The sequence below is a fragment of the Exiguobacterium profundum genome (genome assembly GCF_001909285.1).
Classification (GTDB): Bacteria; Bacillota; Bacilli; order Exiguobacteriales; family Exiguobacteriaceae; genus Exiguobacterium; species Exiguobacterium profundum.
The window spans coordinates 1-16,254 of record NZ_MRSV01000002.1 but is presented as its reverse complement, the minus strand read 5'-3'; the positions used below and the strand labels follow the sequence as shown (position 1 = coordinate 16,254).

The following is a 16,254-nucleotide window of genomic DNA, read 5'->3' as shown; positions in this document are numbered from 1 at the left end:
CCGATGGACTGCGCACGTCCTTTATATGAAACGAATCTTTCACGTCGTATCAGCTTCATTCTTATATTTTCCTGACCTTGCACTCATACGGACATGTTCGATTAGGGCCTGCAGGATTTGATCTTCTTTCATATCAAAACTCTTATCAAACGGCACTCGCTCTCCTTCAAATAAGAACGCGTCAACTAAATACAAGACGCGTGGTTTTTTTCGGGGAGCACTGTTCTTGAGACATCGCTCCCATACCAGCTGCTCGAACTCTTTTGAGTAGCGTCTATGCGCGACTGCATTCCGCACCATCTTACGATTGATGTCAAAATCCCCTTCCCATAGCCAACGGCCGGCCACTTGATGCCACATGTCAATACGCCCTCGTTCTTCAATCGCCGCGATATCGATTTCGACGTGATACGGCACCTCGTCTTCATTCTTGACGACATCCCGAGCTTCCCCTGTCACCGACTCCGGATACAGCTCCCATCCTTCCGGCATCCGTTCTTTGATGAACTGTTCGAGCGCCTCCTCACTGATCCGATAGCCTTTTTTTCGCGACTCGAGCGGTTCTGCCTGGATTACGCCTTTTCGTACCCAGTTGCGGACCGTCTCCTTATGGCTTGTGAGCTTGTTCTTCGATAAGATTTCAAATGCTTCGTCAATCGTATACATACATATCCCCCTTTAACACAATGATGATTTTATTAAATAATACCATGAGCATTGTATTAAAGTAAGCAGTTACTTTAATCGATTTCGCATTGATTAGAATTTACTAAATGCACATCAAACAAAAACACCATTCGGCCGAATGGTGTACATCGCGCGGCGTTAGACGCGCCCACGCTCTTGCTTTTGACCTTGTTCTTACGCCCCGTGCCTTCCGTCAGAAAGGACCAGGAACATAGAGATGTGGCTTATGAGCCAGCAGCTCTTGTTATCGGGCCGTCAGGGAGGCAGCGGTGCGATGAGCGACTTCGCCACGAAGCGTTAGACGCTCACGCATGAGCCCGGATCACCATTCCTTCTCCCATGCCCCGTCTTCAGACACGCCCCAATCCTCGAACCGATACTTGATGAGCCAATGGACATGCATTACTTCATATTCGAATACACCCTTGGAGAGCTCTGAGACCACAAAACTGACGTTTCCATTCCCCACCACCCATGTCCCATATAGATACACCTTTTTGATTGGACGCTCTTCTGCATCCAGATAGATCACCACGCGGAAGTAAGGCGAGTTCCGTCCGTCATCGAACCGGACGACCTTCTCGACGCAATGTTCCTTGTCGACAACACGCATCCACTCGGGATGTTCCATCAGTTCCGAGAACACGGTCCGAACGAACGGATCCAATCCCGCGAACGCATAGTCATCAAGCAGCCCTTCATCCATCACGTCTCACCCCCTTCCTTCACATCACAAAGAAGATCCATGCTCACGAGTTTTAAGTCGTCAAAATCTTCTTGAAGCCGGTCAGGAAGACGTCGAAGCAACACCTCCGTCATCTCGTCCATCGTCTGTTGGTCTAGTTGAAAATTATCCATCTGAATCATCCTCTCCATTTGATAGCTCAACGATACCTCGAATCTGACCACTCGACATCTCAGCTTATTTCATATAAGCCCTAGGCTTGTTTCAAACAAGCCCCGAGCTTATATAGGAAAAAGGACCATATTGCATTGTTTATTTAAATATATATGTAGGACTTTGTATTTATTTTTTATATAATCCATATATTTGGTATTAATATCATGTGAAAAGTATTATTATGGAATTTGTAATACAGATTATTGGAAAAGGGGAATTTATCTTGAAGAAAAAAACTTTAGCTACATTGGGACTTACAGCCGGTTTATTATCAGTTGTTGGTTTTGCGCAAGCAGCAACTACTCCTTTGGGTTACAACGTGACAGTTGGGAGTTACAATGGTTCCGCAAACACTACATCTCAAACTAAGGCGATCTCAGATGCTCGCGGTGAATTGAGATCTAGTATTGTTGGCGGTGACTATACAGTTGACGCTCGTATGGCAGCATCATCTGGTACAGGATCTTGGGTTCGTGGTGTAGGCGATTATGAGACTCGCGGTCTTCCAAATTCAATTAATAAAGGGACTGCTGCACGTGTTCAATTTAGTAACGATCTTACAACTCCAGTAGATGTAAAAGTTACAGGATCTTGGATAAGTAACTAATAAATATTTTTGTTTAAAAGTTAAGATTAATTTGTCTCATGCTACTATAGTGAATAAAAATGTAAACGACTTGAGTTCAATTATATTTAGGACTTAGGTCGTTTTACGTTTTATAAATTGTATTCAATAGGCACAATAACTCTTTTTCACATTTTTTTAGGAAAATAGAAGTGTTTTTATCAATATAGAGTTTTCCTGTTTAAAAGTTACTTTACTTAAAAAGGTGCTCTAGAGTAATCTTAAGATAGAAAATAATTCCTTTAAGGATAGTAAATATTTGTGAAAAAATTACTCGAATCTTTGATTTGAAAATAATTAATTCCTTAACAAAAGGATGAAAATGAAGTGAGGTTAATCAATGTTTAAGCAAATTAAAAAAGAATTGGTAAATGCGCTGACAACTAAAAATTTAATATTATTTGCATTTATTATTTTCATCGTCCCTTTAATCCAATTTTTAACAGTGTATAATACTTATGAATTTTTTAAGCCAATTGAAGTTTTTGAGGAGAGTATCTCTACTATTCCGGCAATGATCTTTCCAATTCTTGCGGTTTTAGTATACGTTCCTTCATTTATTTCAGAGTATAAAAATAATTTTTTGACTTATACGAGAACTAGAGTAAACCTTAACGATTATCTCGTTAGTAAAGGAATTGTTAACGCGATTTTAAGCGGAATTGTATTATTTTTAATGGTTTTCGTTACATACTTGTTTGTACAGTTTATCGAGCCTTGGTTAGGGTTAGTAAATTATACACCGATAAGTGAATCGACTGGTGATGTGAAGAATGTATTTTCGTCTTTAATTGAAAACAGCCCGTTTTTATATGCCACGATTTATGCTATATGGATTGGATTAAATGCTGCTCTATACGCTACGCTTGCTTATATTCTTGTATTATCACTTAATAGTATTTTTGTAGCGATCTCGATTCCGTTTATGGGATATCACCTTTTAAATTTTGTTTCAGGAATTTTCCAGTTTCCGCAATTTTCGCCATTGAGTACCTTGTTTCCGTTCAATATTACAGCACAACCAATTTGGACAGTTTTTGTTCCATTCACAGTAATACTTTTTATCAACTTAATCATATACAAAGTATATATTTCAAAAAAAGAAGAATGGACTTTCAATTAAGTAAAGCAGGTGACAAATTTAATGCTTGAAACAATCTTTAAAGAATTTACAAAAATAAAGTGGCTGTTAGTTGGTACAGTAATATTTTTTTATAGCTTATATCTAAAAAAACAAATATTTAGTTTTGCAGGAGAATACTCATTAAATATCAATATATGGGATCCGATCTACTCACTTCAAAATGATTCATATCTTATGGTGTATTTTTTAATTCCGATTATAATCTTTACTTCAGTCAAAACAATCACTACTAAATTTGATTACATATTGCTTATACGACTAAAGTCGTTCAATTCATGGATGCTTTATACGACTAAAGAATTTTTAGTTCAAATCTTCCCTATGTTTGTCCTGTTGTTTATACTTAGCCTGTTAATGTCTATCGGCTTACCATTCCAGATGCACTGGAGTGAATATAGCAAATTAATTAATGGTGTGAACGAATTAAACGAGTTATATTCAGAATTTCAAAATCCTCTAGCACCACTATTCTTTCAATTCTTATTATGGATAGTTACTTCAATAAGTCTTCATGGAATGCTGGTTTTATTATTTTTAATGCATCAGAAGTACCAGTACTTGTATATCGAGGCAGCTCTTTTATTTTTACTTTGTGTTTTTGGATTTAAAATTTTTCCATCAGAATTTAAATTTTTATCTCCTTCAGTTTATTTTACAATTGCTGCTGCAATAAATGCTTTATCAAGTATATGGATCATTTTTATAATTCCTATAACGCTTTTTATTTTTGAATTTTTTATTATTAAGTATTTAATTGAATTAAAAAAAATATTTAGGATAATAAAAAAAGAGACGCTCCCTTATACTATTTACAGTACATTGATATTTATTTATATTTTGATGACTTATCAAAATAACAAAGTAGATATTTTAACACTGGGTGACTGGATTACGGTAATTTTCTTGGGAGTGAGTGCTTTTAATTCTTCTTTTACATCTTTATTTGCATATCTGATTATTTTTTTTGGATTATCATATTTAAGCCAAATTCGACTCTCTCATGAAATCGGTGAAATAAGTCATTACAAAATTATTAGATACGGAAGTATTGATAAATGGTTCTTCAAAGTATTTATGAAAGAATCATTGTTCCTTTTCAGTGTTTTATTATCCATTATAGGATTTGTAGTTTTATTTGGGATCTTTAATGGGTTAGACCCTTCTTTGAAAACAGACATAACATCACTACAGAATAGTAACTTGATTCTTTTTATCATTTGTTTCTCATTCCTTCAGCTTGTATGTTATTTGCTTTTTAGCTTTATTACTTTATGGAAGTCCTCTGAGGGTTATTTTTTACTAATCTTGTTTGGAGTATTATCTTTTATGTTATTACCAGGGATAAATGTATGGGGTGTTTTTCCGGTTGGATTAAATGCTGTAATCGTTACTGAGTCATTCAGTCTTCAGCATTTGCTAATTGTTTTGTTCGCTTATATTGTAGGTTCTTTAATGTTTTTAAAAGTAATGTTCTCTAAAAGTCTTAAAGTATGAAAGGGGTAGTAAAATGGGAATAATAAGTTTAGAAAACGTATCGAAGACATATATGGGCAATATCTTATTTGATAGTGTTGATTTAACAATCAATCAAGGTGAAATTGTTGGTATTGTTGGACCAAACGGATCAGGTAAATCTGTCTTATTTAAAATGATGTGTGGATTCGTTTTTCCTGATGAAGGGACAGTAACAGTAAGAAATAACAAGCTACATAAAAAAAACCGCTTTCCAAAAGATTTTGGGATACTTATTGATCGTCCAGGTTACATAGCAAATAAAACAGGTTTTGAAAATTTAAAACAACTCGCTTTGATTCAAGATAAAATTAACGATAAAGAAATTGAAGAAACAATGATTAAAGTCGGTTTACAACCAAAGAATCAACAAAAGGTAAAAAATTATTCATTAGGTATGAAACAGAAATTAGCGATTGCACAAGCCATTATGGAGAACCAAGACGTTCTTATTTTAGATGAAGCGTTTAATGCGCTTGATCATGACAGTGTAAAATCATTACGAAACATGCTTTTAGATTTCAAGAAGGAAGGAAAAACGATTCTTATAACTAGTCATAATTCTGAAGATATTGATGCGCTGTGTGATAAAGTTTATAGAATCAATCAAAGCAAGGTTGACTTGGTACAAAAATAAAAAAACATATGAAGCGTAAACGATATGGCTCCCTCAAAAATGTACAGTTGAAATAATAAAACTGTATATTTTAAGGGAGTTTTGTCTATGTCCAGAATAAGTACTCTGCCAATGAAAAGTTAACAGTCGTTAAAAATTTTGAAGAAGATTTCAGAACGATGTGAACCTAGATAAAATTTACAGTTTTTGCTCGATACGATTTTACACTATTGCCGAAGAATCAGAACACAACTCCTATAGATTAATGAGGTCACTGAAAAACTCAAAATGATATTGAACAGTGGAGCGTTGTCCCGACAAGAGTTGACGCTCTCCTGTTTTCCTTTTGACGAATCCGATTTTTGGGTCCAGGCGAGAGCAACGCGAGTCGCCGCCCCACAAAAGAAAAACGCACGTCTTTCGTCCTTGCTCTTCTCGGATGGACCGAGATCGGTCAACCGGCCCCACTCCTTCACGTTTAACCTCGCTGTTTCATGCTGACGTATGACTCGTCCGCACCGAGGATGAGATGTTCGAGCGGCGGGATGCCGATGACCCGATTTGTCGGGCACTGTCCGGAGAATGGATGATGGCGTGCTCGAGGGCGACCATTTCCTCGTGAACCTCTTGGTTGATGCGGATGACCTCGATGATGGCAGATAGTTCCATGATGGTTTGTCCCCTTTCGGATAGATAAGCTGACCACAGAACAAACACCGTTGTACATCCTGTGGACGGGTCGGTATCGATGACTGGGCTTGAAGAAAACGAAAAAAGTACGGGACAATCACCTGCGACCTTGAGACCAGACGGCCGATTGCCTTGCTTTCCTCTCGGGATGTTAACACCGTCTCTGCCTAGTTTCGCTCACATCCTACCATTCATGTCGTGGCATGGGACGTATCCGTCGAGTTCCGGGAGACCATCCGTTTGGTCGATAAGACGATTCAAGAAGTCAAAGATTCCGGATTCAGCATGCCAATCAGAAGTGGCCATTGGCTGTATCCTTATATGCAAGACAATGACGGAGATGGCATGGTCGGAGAGTAATCATACTTATTCGACGGTCAAATAGAATCACATTGATTAAACGCATCCTCGTAAAATCGAAGGATGCGTTTTTTTTATCCTGCTTCATCCTGCAATTTTTATACGGTGGTAACACCTGACTTTGAAACGTATTTCACTGTTGAGACTCACGGCTCTCCGATTCGCCTTGGCTGACCACATGTTTGGACATATCGTATAAGCTTACAAACACCATTGCATTCTTCGTCATCTTTTCATCCATCGGTGTTCTTAATTAAAAAAGCATCCGGCAAGCATGCTTCATCTCGATTCTCCTGATTATGCTTACTTGCTCTGCGTCTTCTTGTCTTTACAATCATTTCAATGAAAAATGTACAGGTTGGTCCACCGTGATGGTTGACGGCGTGACATTTGTGTAGACGCGGGGACGTCTTCCTTGAAGGGTGATACGGGTGATGGCGTGATCTTCGATATACAAGTTCAAAGAACTCACCTCAGCCACGATGGATTTAAAGACGAGCACCGCGATCAGGTGAAGCCTGATGCATTCCAGCGGTACATGCTGATCGAGGAGGTCCGGAATCAATCGATCGGACACCTCATAGTCGGATGACATCCCATAAATGACTGAAGATGAATGACCGATTTTGACATGGCTTGGCACTTCTTTGTTGAACAGATAGTGGTCGATTCTCAGTTTGGCAATTTCATCAGGTGTGATACCATTGAACGAAGCGTTATCAAACATAGGATTCCCATGCTTATTATCACTGGAGACCAGCTTGAGATTGATTGTTTTTTCGCCCCCAACCACTTCGACATCCACTTCGTCTACACGCACAAATTCAGCCGAGTCCTCAATCGCGAGCGGTTGCTCCGTTCTCCACATCTGCTTGAGCACCTCCTCGATTCCTTTTGAGTTGGGTTTGGCCTCCAAGATCAAAATGTATGACTTGTCAGAACGATTGTAGCGATAGGAGAAGTAGCGTGCGTGTACACGTCCTAGTAGAAACCAATCTCCAGAGTTGTCGACCACTCGCTGCCCACCATCGAAGAGTGGTGCCGGTGACAGATTCGATCCGGCCTCTCTTGTCTTCACATTCTTGATGACGACGGGTGGACCGGAGAGCTTACCCTTCATGACAGGATGTTGATTTGGGAACTCGTTAGATAGTGCCTGACTGACATACGAATAGAGGTTGTAGATATCGACTTCCCCGCTCGAATTCGTCGCCCCACCTTCCAGACCACGGATCAAATGATCGGTGAAGGCGCCGTGTCCATCACGATCCCAGGCCGACTGATTTTCCGTGCACGCTGCGATGACAAACTTCCCAGATCCTTTGATTTCAAGCCCTCTGTCCATCAGACTGTCGATTGATCGCATGACCGCACCGCTATGGCATGTGTCAAAAAAGCTCAAGACCGTGCGCGCCGGCGTTCGGTCGATATGATCCCGGACGTCGGACATATTGATGCTCGTGTCTCCGATAGCATGACGATCTGCATCGTACGGAAGGAAATACGCACTGGTCTCGCTGAATCCCCCATGCCCCGCCCAATAGAGGAACAAGACGTCCTCTGGGGACGCCTCCTCAAAAAAGCTTCTCAGTGTATGTGTTAATATCGACTTGGTCGTCAAGTTCCCACTCAGAATCTGCACATCGGATTGTCGGAAGATGGCCGGCGCCTCCGTCAACAATCGATTGATTTCGCTGACATCGTTAAAAGTGTTCGGAAGAGCCGTTATCTCATGATTCCGTTGCTCGTTGACTGCGATTAATAGCGCTTTGTACAAACTTACCCCCTGCCTCTCTACTATTTACATATATTGTATTATACAATATACCACGCTCCCACAACGAGGCAAAGGCAACTTCTTATTGCGCTATTTGTTATACGAACAAACCTGTTCACTATTGCTTATTCAGTTAATCCGTCATGCATCCAAGGCCATCTTATGATCAAGTAACTGTCCGCTGGAACATGTTATTGGTAAGTCAACGTTACCTGAAGAAAATCTATTTTTTCTTCCCCGTCAGGGAGCCTTACCTACAGAGTTTGACTACATAATGATGTGACGATCGAACACAAACATAATTTCCTCACTTGCTGAATAGATACTACATATAGTCTTATCTCTACCATAATCCACCCTTATCATCTATATTTAGTTAAAAAGTTCTTTACTTGTTCGCTGAATCTGTGCTATTATGTTTAGCGTTGTCATTGACATATTGGTACCGGTCGAATATAGTATAAGTAATCAATGAGCAGGCTGGACTGACCAGCCAACAACGGCCCCTTACCTTTCGGTAAGGGGCCGTTTATTTTATACTAATCATATACTGCCTATGAAGGAGCACAAACATGTCAAAACCGGAAAAGGTCTTCAAGTCAACGACCGATCAACTGAAATTGCTACAAGAGCGCGGTCTGGTGATTGATGATCCGATATTCGCAGAAGAGGCCTTGACTCGAACGAGTTACTACGAAATCATCAATGGCTACAAAGACCTGTTCATCAACATAGACAGTGAAGAAGAGCAATTCGAATCCGGTACAACGTTCTCGGAAATCTATTACCTCTATGAACTCGATAACACCATCCGTTTCGCGATGCTGTCGGCGACCCTTTCCGCGGAGAACCTGTTACGTTCAGTCATAGCCTACGTGCTTGCCGAGAATCACGGTCATTCCATCAAGGACTATCAACATAACAGAAACTTCCGACAAGGGAAAAAAATGATTCGAGGGCGCGCCAAAGGGAAATTTGAGCGGGAACTATTGTTGCAGATTTTCTCCGAGGTCTATTACTCTACACATCAACCGATGACCTATTATCGGGAGACCTATCAGGATATGCCACCTTGGATCCTGGTAATCAGAAACACGGTCGGGGACGTGACGATATCCTGAGTTTTATCATCGCCCTGTCCTATCTACGAGACCGAGAAATCGAAGACCGATTCACCCGATCGGTCACCTCAGAGATACATGATTACTTAATCAGCTTCTCGAGGCACGAAGGGATGCTCTTGAGTCAGATGAACATCCCACCGTCATTATATAGAGAGTTGCTACATAGTTTAGAGTCAAGAAGATAAAAACCGGAAAGATTCGAACATGAAGCTTCCCGGTTTAATTTGTTCGTTCCGACGCAAGCGTTTATCTAACGGCCCATCAAGCCTTTTTTGTCGCCTGTTCACTTTCTGACGCGAATTACCAGTGCTAGCCGCTATGCTTCTAATGCCGAGTCCTTGCTCTTTAAGTTTCAGGATGGCCGAACAGCGTAGAATTAAAAGCCCTGCCTATGGTAATGTCACATCATCGGGTGTGAATATTAATCATGGAAGGCAATATAGAGAATGGTCGGGGCTATGGCATCGCTCGGTAATTTGTTTGTGATTATTCGGTAAAAATAAATCGCTTGACCGGTATATTTCGACGGCCGTAATCATCTATAGATAGTTTTCGAGAACGCAGTACAAGATTACTGGAATCACGCCATATCATGTGTCACAAGCTTACGTCACTATTTTCAAAATGGGTTCCATTCTCTATATTGAACATCATCGTTTTTTCTTTAGCACATTATTTAAATTTGAAAGCGAGTCGCTTGGATGGTTAGATGGCAAACTTTCGATTTTTCCAGGCTCAAGAATTTCTCGACACCTCAAGTCTTGAAAAATGAAATTTTTGTTGATGATTCATTCGAAGCAACACTTTATAAAGGTCCATATCGCCAGAGTTTTCAAAATCCCTCAAGCATTTCTCAAGTATCGTATAGATTACTAAAAGGTTTTCGACCTTGACTGCCAGGCAACCTTTATATGGAGATAAAACAGTCAACTGTTCTTCCCATAATCCATCGTATAGCATTTGAAATTCTTCTTTTGATAGTCTTTGAATTTCTTTTTTCTTATCATGAACTAAATATGCTGTTTCATGACCTGAATTGACTTTTGTCTTTTCAACTAACTGTCTTCTGTCGGGTACCAAATATAGTTGAGCATTCAATTCTTGCTTTTGAGAAAACAGGCGTGGACGGATTGTTAAATGTTCACCTGAGAGATAGGAGAGGACCTGGAGCACCATATCGTTAATTTTTTTCATCTTATCTGACAAGTCTTCTTTCAAGTCAAAAGATTGAAGAACCTTGAGAACCTCTCCAGCAAAAACATGATTATTAAAGTCAGTCAAAGGACTATCTTCACCTTCGATTCCAACGATGAATGCAACAGCACTTTGAATCTGCGAGTCTGTCTTCAAAAGCGTTATAAGTTTTTCCGGATTGTACAGTTCATATTTAATTTCATTCTGATGCATCAAAGATTCAAATGCTTCAGCCTGTTCAAACCCTAACTTGAAATTAAAGATAAATTTGAACGTAAACTCATCATATTTTACAGCGTGCTTGATCATCTCGCTCAAATCGTTTTCAATTTTTCTCATCTTTATATTCCAGCGAGTCGACTGTTCAGGACCATAAATTGAATAAAGAACCACTGATTTTTTATCATTCGATTCCCTTTTTATTATTAAACCATCAACTCCATCGTCTCTTTTCATACGTGTACCTATATAATTATTATTTTCCAGTCCTAAAATATACTGAACAAATGTTTCGAAATTATTGTCAGTCGCATACTCCAATTCTTTTTTAACACCATAGGTTCTTAGTATTTCTTGACCCATCAACTCTCTTCCCTTCAACTGATTCAATTTTCCGGGTATGAATCACTTATATAAATTTACTCTTTAAAGTATCACCCATAGATTTGAAACTCAAACCAAATACCTTCAGAAAAGTCCCTTTATTTTTGAAAATATATGAATGTATTACATAATTTTTCATGTATTATTATAGAGGAACATTGAACGTTTTACATATAAATACCGTATTCGGAGATCAATATTTTTTATTGATATTTAACTTATAATTTTTTAAAAGGATTGATGACATTGAGACTTGTTTATTTACTTAAGAAAAAATCTAAACATGAATTTGAAGAATACAAGTTCCACGACATCCTCGATATTTGCTATGATGAGCAATCAAATGAAGTCATATTATCTTCATTCAGCCCCGATGTTTTAAAAATCGAAAGCTACTTGTTGGGTAAACGTGAAAACATTAAAGGGATTGATGTGATCATCGGCGACAACGGTGCTGGTAAAACAACTTTGTTAAAAACGATACAAAGTTTTTTGGACTTTAGCCAGCACAAGTTTCTCTCAGATGGGCTTTTGGGTATCTTCTTCGACGATGAGACGAGGAGTATCTTCCATCATTCAGTGAACATAAAAGAGGAGATTAGAGTTTATGGCAGTGATGATGTAACCAATAGCAACGTAACTACTATAGAGCAAATCGAATTGAACGGATATGTGACTAAAAAAAGCATAATTTACATCACCGAGTCCATAGACAGAGGAGACTTTTTCGAGCTGGAATCCGCTTCCGTCTTCAATGGATCTACCGGTTCGACGATGAGAAGTTTATCCGATGAGCATTCAGAAAATTCCTCCATCACCAACCCTATCGCGCGTTATTTTTTGAACGAGACATCAAGACAACTAAAATTTATATATTTCTTTAATGAAAAGATTAAAGAGGGTGGGCATAACTTTACCCTTCCATTCAAATTACCTGATAGCCTTGAAATTAAAGTCGATAACAATAATGTGCATCGCTCTTTAGTTGAATTATTTTCTTCAAAGAACCACAAAGATACGAACGCTGTTGAAAAAGCCACTCGTAAAATCTCGAATAAAATTCAAGACACTTTCATCCTGAGACATAAAAAATTGACCTTATATACGATGACATATGAAAATGCAATGATAAATTTTCCTATACGAATTATTAGAGGACTTGGTTTTAAAATCAGACGAGAAAACTTTGGTCAACACGAGAAAAAAATTCGTTTCATTTTCAAATGTCTTCTCTGAACCAGATTTGGTAGATGAAAACTTGTTCAAATATATGACAAATCTCTACAGTGAGATATTTGATTACGATACATCAAGGAAAAATAACGTTATTACCCGCTATGAGGGAACTCTTGAGTGGATTCATGATGTTCTATACAGCTCGATGTCTGAAGATTCTTTCGAAGAGAGCAGATACGTACTATCTTTAAAGAATACCAACCTCAATACATTCCTCGATCTGTATGAAAACATATCGCCAAATCCGTTCCTAAATTTTTCTTGGGGGATGAGTGCCGGCGAGAGACACTTTTTAAACCTTTTTTCAATCTTATTACAGGCAAAAAACGGGCGAACTAAAGAAGATGAAAAAAGCGAGTTAAAGAACCATATTTGGCTTCTCGTGGATGAAGGTAATGCCTCGTTTCATCCAGAATGGCAAAGAAAGTACGTAGATTGGTTGTTACAATTGACTTCTTTAATTTTCGAAGATGAGAGGGTGCAAATAATTATGACCACACATTCCCCAATCATTTTATCTGACACTCCTCACCATAATGTCACTTACCTCAAGAAGATAGACCCGACAGAACAAACTTCGAATGAAAAAAATCAAGTCAGTAGGACGTTCGGGCAAAATATCTATAATTTATTTTCTAAATCTTTTGAAGTGGACAAAGTAATCGGAAGCCTAGCTGAAAAGATATTTATCGACATCGACAAAAATTTAGAAAAAATGGAAGAAATGATTTCAAAAAAAGAAAGGGTGACCCCCTTACCGAACGATAGATTGAACTCCATTCAATCTATCGTAGAGATAATTGGTGAAGAAATCATACGTGTAGATTTTCAAAATAGGATTTCCCAAATCATCTCAACCCCTCAAACAAACAAGGTCAGAGATTCTATAGAGCTATTTTCATCCATGAGCAGTGATGAGAAAAAATTGCTCATCAATTATATTATTTCCTCACACGATAAAGGTGGTGGCCAATCATGATAAGACTCACCTACAGTTCAGAAATAGAGAACCGCCATAATGAATATTTCAAAACATCCATTCTTCCTAAGTTGAGGACGCTTCAAATAAAGCCTTTCCAATTTGACCCGGTGCTGGATCAATCTTTTTTGAATCAAATTTCTTTTCGGGGAGACGGCGATGCTTTTAATGAAAGTCTAAAGGAGGAGCAGTGGGGACTCTACAATCTTGTTGAAAACAAGGTTGATTTGTTTTCAAAGGGCTCCCCGACCCTCTTAAGAGGACTACAAGACGAAATTACGTCCTCTTTTCCCTGGACTGTAAAACTGTTGGAGCCAGAACATAGAGATATTGCTAACTCATTCAGTACATATTTATATGAATTATTTCAATACGAAAATTTCAAGACAAAATCTTTGTACCATTATTACCGTGCAAAGGCACTACATAATACATCGGAAAACAAATACTCGGAAAATGTAAAAGTAGAAATCATTCGATTGTTGATTGATGATTTTCCAGAAATAGAGAAATTTAGAAATAAATTAGAGGCGGATGAGAATAAGAAAGCAAAAGCATTTGAGCGAATCTTCAATAAATTGACTGGAGTAAGTTTTACTCTAAAGGGTTTTAATTCATTGACTGTGTTTAATCATGAATGGAACGATTATTCGCTTATCATGGACGGTAAAATTACTGTCTGCCCTTATTGTAATCGCCAATACATAACTCCATTTCTTTCGAACAGTGGTAGAGTCAGGGCAGACATCGATCATTTTTATTCAAAGAAGCGTTATCCCTATTTCTCGATGTCTCTATATAACTTGATTCCTTCCTGCAAACAATGTAACCAGTCTTTAAAGGGTGAAAAACAGTTCCCGTTCGATGGGCTTCATCCTTTCGAACATAGTCTTCATGACTATTTCAGGTTCAAAGCAATCAAAAGCTATAGTCAAGACAACATAGAAATCGCTCTCGAGACCGTCAATCATCAGCCGAAGAATATCAAGGACTATCTAGAGATTTTTAAGCTGGGCCCACTATATAGTTACCATGACAATCATGCCAAAGAACTTGTAAAGAAAAGAAAGATTTACAATGAAAACTATCTAGAAGATTTACTCGAAAATGATTTTGCTGGAATTAAAAAATCGTTTAGAGATATTGATGACCTGAAAGGGTTTATTGTCGGCTACACTGTCGATTTGAATCTCCTTGGGAAAGAACCTTTAGCCAAGCTCAGACGAGACCTTGCCATACAGTTGGGCTTCTTAGACATACACGCCTCAAATTTCGATAGTATTGACGAAGATTTGATTGATGCTTTACAAAAACTCGTAGATTGAAATATCAAGGTACCCATATAGCAAACGAGACAAAAAGGATTTTCAAGTTAAAAAAAGCGCTGACATAAAATGCCCAGATATAGACCACGAATTTAACTAACGCACTAGCCTCATTTTTCTTTTTAATGATGTTTTTAGTAACACAATGTTATCACCGTACTTTAGTTGCTTTAATTGACATGGCCCATCCCTTTTCACTACATTATAAGCAATCAACTAGAAGGCTGGACTTACCAGTCGACAACGGCCCCTCTCTTTCGATAGGGCCGTTTATTTTATCCTGTTTATACCTGAACTATATCTATGAAGGACCTCATCCATGTCAAGACCAGAAAGGATATTCAAACCCACGACCTTTAAATTCGAACTTTTACAACAACGCGCACTAGGAAGTATACTAAGTTTTATCTAAAAAACGTAGAAGTGAATTTTTATTCTCAACTTCCATGAGCCACCCTATCTTTTTTAATTTGCATTCGTTGTTAAATTTGACCCAAAATTTTTAAACAATGTTTCGATTTCTCTTCATCAAGAATGCGTAAGCCTTGAAGCGATCTGCTCGCCTTTCCATAAATCTGTTTGGTCCATTCTGAATATTCTTCGTCCATGGGTCTTACGTCTTTTATGATATAGATATTCTTAAAATCATGGCTTTTCCAAAGTTCCATAGACAAATCTTCACTAATAATTTTCCCAACTATCGTCCCATATGCGATAAACTTCTGAGCGGAATAAAACATGACTATATCACCTTTTTGTATACGCTGAAATTTATTGAACGTCATATAGTTATTGCCATCTTGAACACCCCATACCGATACAAATCCACTTTCAATCAACTCCACTTCTTCGCGGACCGGTTCCAACCGCATATCTTTTGTACTGACAGGTGGAGATGAAACCTTTTCACTTAAGATACTGCTATAAAAATTTCTTAGATCACTTCCCACGGGTTGCCAGATTATCTGTTCCGTTTTTTTCTCAGTTATGACGTTTTCTACAGATGTATCCCCTACCAACCCCATCTCTTCAGGCGTGGGCAGTCTCATCTTCTCTGATAATAAATCAGGATTATCTATCTCAAGAACCTTCTTCAATTCATCTAATCTTTTATAAGGAATATTTTTTTTTCCGTCAATCCAGTCTTTTACACTAACTTCACTGACACCCAATTCTTTTGCTACATCTTTATTAGACAGCTTTTTTTGTAACATTAAAATTTTGAAAAACGTTAAACTTTCCATGGCTAAGTTCTCCTTTATCTAATGCAGGTTTTCTTCTTATTTAATGGCTAGTTTTTTCAACTACTCATCTTGATACTTTATCATTTTATAATTGAGTATAGTTTCACTCGAGTTCTTGTCAAATTTTTATAGATAGACAAAAAAAGCGGAGAATTACTCCCCGCCTCACCCTAAAAGCCCCTCGAGCTTCGTCCCGTTCAGCTCGCTCAGCCGCCTCAGCCCGCGAACGACGCCATC

The 16,254-nt window shown here is 38.4% G+C and carries 15 protein-coding genes; 8 read left to right on the top strand and 7 right to left on the bottom strand.

Annotated features, from left to right (window positions below; genetic code table 11):
• Positions 1 to 39 precede the first annotated feature (39 nt).
• From BBB58_RS14625 to BBB58_RS15215, 3 genes are all read right to left on the bottom strand, one after another.
• Positions 40 to 666, bottom strand: coding sequence for a helix-turn-helix domain-containing protein (locus BBB58_RS14625; protein ID WP_074037989.1), 627 nt, complete (start codon positions 664 to 666; stop codon positions 40 to 42).
• Positions 667 to 1,009: 343 nt separating this feature from the next.
• Positions 1,010 to 1,393 (bottom strand): hypothetical protein, encoded by a 384-nt coding sequence (locus tag BBB58_RS14620; protein ID WP_074037988.1) that lies wholly within the window; start codon positions 1,391 to 1,393, stop codon positions 1,010 to 1,012.
• Positions 1,393 to 1,545 carry a hypothetical protein gene (locus BBB58_RS15215; RefSeq protein ID WP_167365535.1) on the bottom strand — a complete coding sequence of 51 codons (153 nt, stop codon included), beginning with the start codon at positions 1,543 to 1,545 and terminating at the stop codon, positions 1,393 to 1,395. Before BBB58_RS15215 ends, BBB58_RS14620 begins: the two co-directional genes overlap by 1 nt.
• Before the next feature lie 266 nt (positions 1,546 to 1,811).
• Here BBB58_RS15215 and BBB58_RS14615 point away from each other — a divergent pair, with 266 nt between their 5' ends.
• The 4 genes from BBB58_RS14615 (at position 1,812) to BBB58_RS14600 (ending at position 5,506) form a co-directional block, all read left to right on the top strand.
• The gene (locus tag BBB58_RS14615; protein ID WP_244150798.1) at positions 1,812 to 2,195 is read left to right on the top strand and encodes a hypothetical protein; all 384 of its coding nucleotides are present in this window, start codon (positions 1,812 to 1,814) and stop codon (positions 2,193 to 2,195) included.
• Positions 2,196 to 2,553: 358 nt separating this feature from the next.
• Positions 2,554 to 3,336 carry an ABC transporter permease gene (locus BBB58_RS14610; RefSeq protein ID WP_074037986.1) on the top strand — a complete coding sequence of 261 codons (783 nt, stop codon included), beginning with the start codon at positions 2,554 to 2,556 and terminating at the stop codon, positions 3,334 to 3,336.
• Between the two features lie 21 nt (positions 3,337 to 3,357).
• Complete coding sequence (locus BBB58_RS14605) at positions 3,358 to 4,851, top strand: hypothetical protein (RefSeq protein WP_074037985.1); 1,494 nt, start codon at positions 3,358 to 3,360, stop codon at positions 4,849 to 4,851.
• A 13-nt stretch (positions 4,852 to 4,864) separates the two neighbouring features.
• The gene (locus tag BBB58_RS14600; protein ID WP_074037984.1) at positions 4,865 to 5,506 is read left to right on the top strand and encodes an ATP-binding cassette domain-containing protein; all 642 of its coding nucleotides are present in this window, start codon (positions 4,865 to 4,867) and stop codon (positions 5,504 to 5,506) included.
• Between the two features lie 471 nt (positions 5,507 to 5,977).
• Here BBB58_RS14600 and BBB58_RS15210 read toward each other — a convergent pair whose 3' ends face one another.
• Together BBB58_RS15210 and BBB58_RS14595 are read right to left on the bottom strand one after the other, a co-directional pair.
• Positions 5,978 to 6,154 (bottom strand): hypothetical protein, encoded by a 177-nt coding sequence (locus BBB58_RS15210; RefSeq protein ID WP_167365534.1) that lies wholly within the window; start codon positions 6,152 to 6,154, stop codon positions 5,978 to 5,980.
• Between the two features lie 715 nt (positions 6,155 to 6,869).
• A complete protein-coding gene (locus BBB58_RS14595) occupies positions 6,870 to 8,312 on the bottom strand; it encodes a caspase family protein (RefSeq protein WP_074037983.1) in 1,443 nt (480 codons plus the stop codon).
• 572 nt (positions 8,313 to 8,884) lie between these two features.
• On the opposite strand from BBB58_RS14595, the gene BBB58_RS14590 reads away from it, so the two are divergent.
• Positions 8,885 to 9,433 (top strand): Abi family protein, encoded by a 549-nt coding sequence (locus BBB58_RS14590; protein WP_074037982.1) that lies wholly within the window; start codon positions 8,885 to 8,887, stop codon positions 9,431 to 9,433.
• A gap of 738 nt (positions 9,434 to 10,171) precedes the next feature.
• Here BBB58_RS14590 and BBB58_RS14585 read toward each other — a convergent pair.
• Entirely contained in the window at positions 10,172 to 11,212 is a 1,041-nt protein-coding gene (locus tag BBB58_RS14585; protein WP_074037981.1) for a hypothetical protein, read from the bottom strand.
• Between the two features lie 267 nt (positions 11,213 to 11,479).
• Between BBB58_RS14585 and BBB58_RS14580 the strand changes: the two genes are divergently transcribed.
• From BBB58_RS14580 to BBB58_RS14570, 3 genes are read left to right on the top strand one after another with little or no spacing between them, the layout of a single operon-like run.
• A complete protein-coding gene (locus BBB58_RS14580) occupies positions 11,480 to 12,469 on the top strand; it encodes a P-loop NTPase family protein (RefSeq protein WP_143180278.1) in 990 nt (329 codons plus the stop codon).
• 22 nt (positions 12,470 to 12,491) lie between these two features.
• Positions 12,492 to 13,448: an AAA family ATPase gene (locus BBB58_RS14575; RefSeq protein WP_074037979.1), complete on the top strand. Its 957-nt coding sequence runs from the start codon at positions 12,492 to 12,494 to the stop codon at positions 13,446 to 13,448.
• The gene (locus BBB58_RS14570) at positions 13,445 to 14,773 is read left to right on the top strand and encodes a hypothetical protein (protein ID WP_074037978.1); all 1,329 of its coding nucleotides are present in this window, start codon (positions 13,445 to 13,447) and stop codon (positions 14,771 to 14,773) included. Before BBB58_RS14575 ends, BBB58_RS14570 begins: the two co-directional genes overlap by 4 nt.
• Before the next feature lie 482 nt (positions 14,774 to 15,255).
• On the opposite strand, the gene BBB58_RS14565 is transcribed toward BBB58_RS14570, so the two are convergent.
• A complete protein-coding gene (locus BBB58_RS14565; RefSeq protein ID WP_074037977.1) occupies positions 15,256 to 16,017 on the bottom strand; it encodes a helix-turn-helix domain-containing protein in 762 nt (253 codons plus the stop codon).
• Positions 16,018 to 16,254 lie beyond the last annotated feature (237 nt).

Excerpts from the sequence above, each read along its gene's own strand:
- BBB58_RS14590 (WP_074037982.1), top strand. The coding sequence starts at position 8,885 with ATGTCAAAACCGGAAAAGGTCTTCAAGTCAACGACCGATCAACTGAAA.
- BBB58_RS14565 (WP_074037977.1), bottom strand. The coding sequence starts at position 16,017 with ATGGAAAGTTTAACGTTTTTCAAAATTTTAATGTTACAAAAAAAGCTG.
- BBB58_RS14620 (WP_074037988.1), bottom strand. The coding sequence starts at position 1,393 with ATGGATGAAGGGCTGCTTGATGACTATGCGTTCGCGGGATTGGATCCG.
- BBB58_RS14625 (WP_074037989.1), bottom strand. The coding sequence starts at position 666 with ATGTATACGATTGACGAAGCATTTGAAATCTTATCGAAGAACAAGCTC.
- BBB58_RS15210 (WP_167365534.1), bottom strand. The coding sequence starts at position 6,154 with ATGGAACTATCTGCCATCATCGAGGTCATCCGCATCAACCAAGAGGTT.
- BBB58_RS14605 (WP_074037985.1), top strand. The coding sequence starts at position 3,358 with ATGCTTGAAACAATCTTTAAAGAATTTACAAAAATAAAGTGGCTGTTA.
- BBB58_RS14610 (WP_074037986.1), top strand. The coding sequence starts at position 2,554 with ATGTTTAAGCAAATTAAAAAAGAATTGGTAAATGCGCTGACAACTAAA.
- BBB58_RS14570 (WP_074037978.1), top strand. The coding sequence starts at position 13,445 with ATGATAAGACTCACCTACAGTTCAGAAATAGAGAACCGCCATAATGAA.
- BBB58_RS15215 (WP_167365535.1), bottom strand. The coding sequence starts at position 1,545 with ATGGATAATTTTCAACTAGACCAACAGACGATGGACGAGATGACGGAG.
- BBB58_RS14600 (WP_074037984.1), top strand. The coding sequence starts at position 4,865 with ATGGGAATAATAAGTTTAGAAAACGTATCGAAGACATATATGGGCAAT.
- BBB58_RS14585 (WP_074037981.1), bottom strand. The coding sequence starts at position 11,212 with ATGGGTCAAGAAATACTAAGAACCTATGGTGTTAAAAAAGAATTGGAG.